Source organism: Nocardioides sp. (genome assembly GCF_024509035.1).
In the GTDB taxonomy this organism is placed as follows: domain Bacteria; phylum Actinomycetota; class Actinomycetes; order Propionibacteriales; family Nocardioidaceae; genus Nocardioides.
Genome location: NZ_JANINT010000156.1, coordinates 1 through 5,153, shown reverse-complemented (window position 1 = coordinate 5,153; position 5,153 = coordinate 1). Strand labels below are relative to the sequence as shown.

7 protein-coding genes are annotated in these 5,153 nt (G+C 72.9%); all 7 read right to left on the bottom strand.

Translation table 11 applies throughout. The annotated features are described in order from the left end of the window. Nucleotides 1–48 precede the first annotated feature (48 nt). Nucleotides 49–654 carry a hypothetical protein gene (locus Q0L15_RS12275; protein ID WP_296604722.1) on the bottom strand — a complete coding sequence of 202 codons (606 nt, stop codon included), beginning with the start codon at nt 652–654 and terminating at the stop codon, nt 49–51. A 9-nt stretch (nt 655–663) separates the two neighbouring features. Next, nucleotides 664–1,155 (bottom strand): DUF3180 domain-containing protein, encoded by a 492-nt coding sequence (locus Q0L15_RS12270; RefSeq protein ID WP_296604720.1) that lies wholly within the window; start codon nt 1,153–1,155, stop codon nt 664–666. A 7-nt stretch (nt 1,156–1,162) separates the two neighbouring features. Further along, nucleotides 1,163–1,732: a 2-amino-4-hydroxy-6-hydroxymethyldihydropteridine diphosphokinase gene (folK, locus tag Q0L15_RS12265; RefSeq protein ID WP_296604719.1), complete on the bottom strand. Its 570-nt coding sequence runs from the start codon at nt 1,730–1,732 to the stop codon at nt 1,163–1,165. Next, a complete protein-coding gene (folB, locus tag Q0L15_RS12260) occupies nt 1,725–2,099 on the bottom strand; it encodes a dihydroneopterin aldolase (protein WP_296604717.1) in 375 nt (124 codons plus the stop codon). Before folB ends, folK begins: the two co-directional genes overlap by 8 nt. Beyond that, nucleotides 2,096–2,923, bottom strand: coding sequence for a dihydropteroate synthase (folP, locus tag Q0L15_RS12255; protein WP_296604723.1), 828 nt, complete (start codon nt 2,921–2,923; stop codon nt 2,096–2,098). The genes folB and folP overlap by 4 nt, the downstream gene beginning before the upstream one ends. A 74-nt stretch (nt 2,924–2,997) precedes the next feature. Next, nucleotides 2,998–3,612, bottom strand: coding sequence for a GTP cyclohydrolase I FolE (gene folE / locus Q0L15_RS12250; RefSeq protein WP_296604715.1), 615 nt, complete (start codon nt 3,610–3,612; stop codon nt 2,998–3,000). Nucleotides 3,613–3,649: 37 nt separating this feature from the next. After that, a partial coding sequence (gene ftsH, locus Q0L15_RS12245; protein WP_296604714.1) for an ATP-dependent zinc metalloprotease FtsH occupies nt 3,650–5,153 on the bottom strand: 1,504 nt, incomplete at its 5' end.

Sequence of the window (5,153 nt, the reverse complement as noted above, 5' to 3'; positions counted from 1 at the left end):
CCGGACGTCGGGAAACGTGGGCTAGAACTCATCGGGTTCGGCGATCCCCTAGGCCCGCTTGCGCTGGCCTGCCTCCGCCGCGTGCCAGGCCTGGGTGACGACGTCGAGCTCGGCCCGGACGACGTCGAGCTCCTGCTCCAGCTCGGCGACCCGGACGATGGCCTCGGCGGCGCGCTGCTCGGCGGCGGCCAGGCTCTCGGCGACCTCGCGGGTGCCCCGCTCGGCGGCGTCGGCGCGGCGCGCCTCGGCGTTGAGCTTGCGGGTGGCGTCGGCGGCCCTGCCCTGGGCGGCCGTCAGCGCCTCCTCGAGCTCGCCGATCGTGCGCTGCTGCCCGGCGACGCGGGCCTGCATCGACTCGGCGAACGCGGCGTTCTCGGCCGTGCGCGCCTCGGTGAGCGCGCGGTAGGCCTGGGCCTGCTCGGCGCGGTCACGCGCCGCGTCGCGGCGGGTGGCGGCCAGCTCGGCGTGGGTGATGCGGGTCGCGGCGGCGCCCAGCACCACGGCGACGACGGCGGTGAGCGAGACCAGCAGCACCGAGCCGCTGGCGATCGCGGCCGCCACGAGCGCGGCGGCGATCACGAGCAGCACGACGGCGACGGTCAGGCGGGTGCTGCGCTGGCGACGGCGGGCGGCCGGAGCAGGGGAAGAGGCCATGCAAGCAGGCTAGACATCTTCGTCGTCGGAACGGACGCGACACGCGCGCTCGAGCAGCAGCGAGGTGACCACGATGCCGACGCCGGCGACGGCCGCGACGGCCGATCGCCAGGCCCGCTGCTCGCCGAGCTCGGTGTTCACGCCGAGCCAGCTGACGGCGTACCCGAGGTAGCCGCCGGCCACCAGCGCGCCGACGAGCGCGCACGAGCGGGCGAGCACCAGACGGTTGACGGCCCGGTGCGGCTCGAGGCGCTGCTGCTCGACCTGGACGGCACGCCAGGTGACGTACGCCGTGGCGCCCAGGATCGCGGCGACCAGGAGCAGCGCGAGCGGCTGGGCCCACGTCACGATCGGGGCGCTGTCGCGCAGTCGCTCGGCGGCCGGGTGGAGCAGCCAGCCACCAACCAGACCGACGACGGCCCAGAGGGCGAGCGCGGCACCCGACGTCGGCCGGAGGCGTCCGGCCGGCTGGGGCTCCTCGCCGGAGGGTCCGGCGCTCACCGTCCGGTCACTGGATCTCGAGGGCCAGGTCGTCGCGCAGCTTGAGGCCGCTCTGGTCGGTCTGCTCGAGGAGGTCGCCGACCGCACCGCGCTCGGGGATCTCGGCGGTCGGGTCGACGTCGAACCAGGGGCGCAGGACGAACGCGCGCTCGGCGGCCCGCGGGTGGGGCAGCCGCAGCGACTCGGTGTCGCTGCGCCGGTCGCCGACGACGATCAGGTCGACGTCGAGGGTGCGCGGGGCGTTGCGCTGCTCGCCGCGCTCCCGGTCGAACGCGTCCTCGATCGCGAGCGCCCGGTCCATGAGCCGCGTCGCCGCCAGCGTGGTGTCGATGAGGACCACGGCGTTGAGGTAGGTCTTGGCCTCGGGCGGGCTGTCGACGGGGTCGGTCTCGTAGACCGGCGACACCGCGGTGACCCACACGTCCGGGGTGTCCGCCAGCGCGTTGATCGCGCCCTGCAGGCTCGTGAACCGCTCGCCGAGGTTGGAGCCGAGGGCCAGCACCGCGCGACGGATCGGCCGCATCTCCCCGGTCAGGGTGTCGGTGTCGACGATGTGCGGGTTGGGGGTCTCAGTCACAGGGGCCCTCACGTTTCCGGGTGATCGTCAGCGTGACGTCCGCGAACGTCGCTTCGATGGGTGCGTCCGGCTTGTGGACCGTCACCCTCGCCCATTCAACACGGCCGTCCAAGAGGCAGACGTCCGCGATCCGCTGGGCCAGAGTCTCGATCAGGTCGACCGGATCCTTCTCCACGGCGGCTTTCACCGAGGCCACGAGACTTCCGTAGTCGACCGTGTCGCGCAAGTCGTCGGAGGTCGCCGCGGGCGCGGTGTCGACCCCGAGGACCAGGTCGATGACGAAGGTCTGCCCCTCGCGCTTCTCGAAGTCGAACACCCCGTGATGACCGAAGCACTCGATGCCGCTGACGGCCAGCTCGTCGATCACAGCTCCTCCTCCCCGTCGTCCTGCCGCTCGTCGAGCCGCTCCATGACGCGCAGCGCGTCATGGGCGGCGCGTACGTCGTGCACGCGCACGCCCCACACGCCGTGTCGCGCGAGGTGCAGCGTGATGGCGGTGTTGGCGTGCTCGCGCAGGTCGACCGGCCGTGGGGTCCCGCTGCGGTCGGCCAGGAGCCTACCGAGGAAGGACTTGCGGCTCGCGCCCACCAGGAGCGGGTAGCCCAGCGAGGCCAGCTCGTCGAGGTGGCGCAGCAGCTCCCAGTTGTGCTCGGCGCGCTTGGCGAACCCGAGCCCGGGGTCGAGCACGACCTGCTCGGGGGCGACCCCGGCCGCCCGCATCACCTCGACCCGCGCCGCGAGCTCGTCGCGGACGGCGCCCACGACGCCGCCCGGGCCGTCGTAGACCGCGAAGTCACGCATGTGATCGGCGTGCGCGCGCCAGTGCATGGCGACGTACGGCGCTCCTGCCGCAGCCACCACGTCGAGGATGCGCGGGTCGGCCAGACCACCCGAGACGTCGTTGACGATGGTGGCGCCGGCGGCCAGCGCCGCCTCGGCGACCTCGGCGCGCATGGTGTCCACCGACACGACGGCCCCGTCGCCCGCGAGCGCGGTGATCACGGGCAGCACTCGGCCGAGCTCCTCCTCCACGAGCGGCCTGGTCGCGCCCGGGCGGGTGGACTCGCCGCCGATGTCGAGGATGTCGGCGCCGTCGGCGAGCAGCTCGCGCCCGTGGGCGATGGCATCGCGCGGCTCGAGCCACCGCCCGCCGTCGGAGAAGGAGTCGGGGGTGACGTTGACGACGCCCATCAGCCGGGGTCGCGACCGCGGCGTGAAGAGGTCGACGGTGCTCACGGGCGGCTCATGAGTGGCTCACGGGTGGCTCACCGGCGGTGGATCAGGGCCATCGCCTCGGCCCGGGTCGTCGGGTTGGTGCGCATCGCGCCGCGCACTGCTGAGGTGATCGTCCGGGCGCCGGCCTTCTTGACCCCGCGCATCGTCATGCACAGGTGCTCGGCCTCGATCACGACGATCACCCCACGAGCCTCGAGCAGGCGCATCAGGGCGTCGGCGACCTGCGTGGTCAGTCGCTCCTGCACCTGGGGACGCTTGGCGTAGACGTCGACGAGGCGGGCCAGCTTGGACAGGCCGGTGATCTTGCCGCTCTCGGCCGGGATGTAGCCCACGTGGGCGACTCCGGTGAACGGCACGAGGTGGTGCTCGCACATCGACCACAGCTCGATGTCGCGCACCAGGACCATCTCGTCGTGGCCGAGGTCGAAGGTCGTGGTGAGGACGTCCTCGGGCTCCATCCGCAGTCCGGCGGTGAGCTCGGCGTACGCCCGCGCCACGCGCGCCGGGGTCTCGAGCAGGCCCTCACGCTCGGGGTCCTCGCCGATGGCGATGAGCAGCTCGCGGACGGCGGCCTCGGCCCGCGCCTGGTCGAACGGCGCGATGTCCGCGGCGGCGCGGGCGTCCGGCCGGATCGAGTCGGTCATGCCCTCGACCCTAGACGGCGGGTGGGACACCCCGTGATCACCGCGGCGGCAGGCCGGGGGGCGAGCCGGGCGTGCCCCCGACGCCGGGGCCGCCGTGCACGTCGCCACCGGAGCCCGGCGGGGTCAGCACCGGCCCGGCGCCGCCGTCCTCCTGGGCGTCGTCCTTGGTCTGGCCGTTGGCGGCGGTGCGGTCGCGGATCCACTGAGGGATCTCGACCGGCGGCAGCGTCGAGGGGTGGCGCTGGTCGGATCCCGTCCAGGCGGGACGCTCGGGGCGGCGGCGCAGCGGCTCGAAGACCCGGGCCACCTGCTCCTTGTCGAGGGTCTCCTTGTCGAAGAGCTCGAGCACCAGCGCGTCGAGGACGTCGCGGTTCTCCTCGAGGATCTCGTAGGCCTCCTGGTGGGCGTTGGCGAGGAGCTTCTTGGTCTCCTCGTCGACGATCGCGGCGACGTCCTCGGAGTAGTTGCGCGAGTGGCCGAAGTCGCGCCCCAGGAACGGCTCGGAGTTGGACTCGCCCAGCTTGATCGCGCCCAGCCGCTCGGTCATGCCGTACTGGGTGACCATCGCGCGGGCCAGGTTGGTGGCCTTCTCGATGTCGTTGCCGGCGCCGGTGGTCGGGTCGTGGAAGATCATCTCCTCGGCCGCCCGGCCGCCGAGCATGTAGGCGAGGGAGTCGAGCATCTGGGAGCGGGTCTGGGAGTACTTGTCCTCGTCGGGCAGCACCATCGTGTAGCCCAGGGCGCGACCGCGGGGCAGGATCGTGATCTTGTGGACCGGGTCGGTGCCGGGGAGCGCCGCGGCCACCAGGGCGTGGCCGCCCTCGTGGTAGGCCGTGATCAGCTTCTCCTTCTCGCTCATCAGGCGCGTGCGGCGCTGCGGTCCGGCGATCACGCGGTCGATGGCCTCGTCGAGGCTGACGTTCGTGATGAGCTTCTGGTTGGCGCGTGCGGTCAGCAGCGCGGCCTCGTTGAGCACGTTGGCGAGGTCGGCACCGGTGAAGCCCGGCGTACGGCGGGCCACCGAGAGCAGGTCGATGTCCTGGGCCATCGGCTTGCCGCGCGAGTGCACCTTGAGGATCATGTGGCGGCCGTTGAGGTCGGGGGCGTCGACCTGGATCTGGCGGTCGAACCGCCCGGGGCGCAGGAGCGCGGGGTCGAGCACGTCGGGCCGGTTGGTGGCCGCGATGAGGATCACGCCACCGCGGACGTCGAACCCGTCCATCTCGACCAGCAGCTGGTTGAGGGTCTGCTCGCGCTCGTCGTGGCCGCCGCCCATGCCGGCGCCGCGGTGACGGCCGACGGCGTCGATCTCGTCGATGAAGACGATGGCCGGTGCGTTCTCCTTGGCCTGCTCGAACAGGTCGCGCACGCGGGAGGCACCGACACCGACGAACATCTCGACGAAGTCGGAGCCGGAGATCGAGTAGAACGGCACGCCGGCCTCACCGGCGACCGCGCGGGCCAGCAGGGTCTTGCCGGTGCCGGGAGGGCCGTAGAGCAGCACGCCCTTGGGGATCTTGGCGCCGACGGCCTGGAACTTC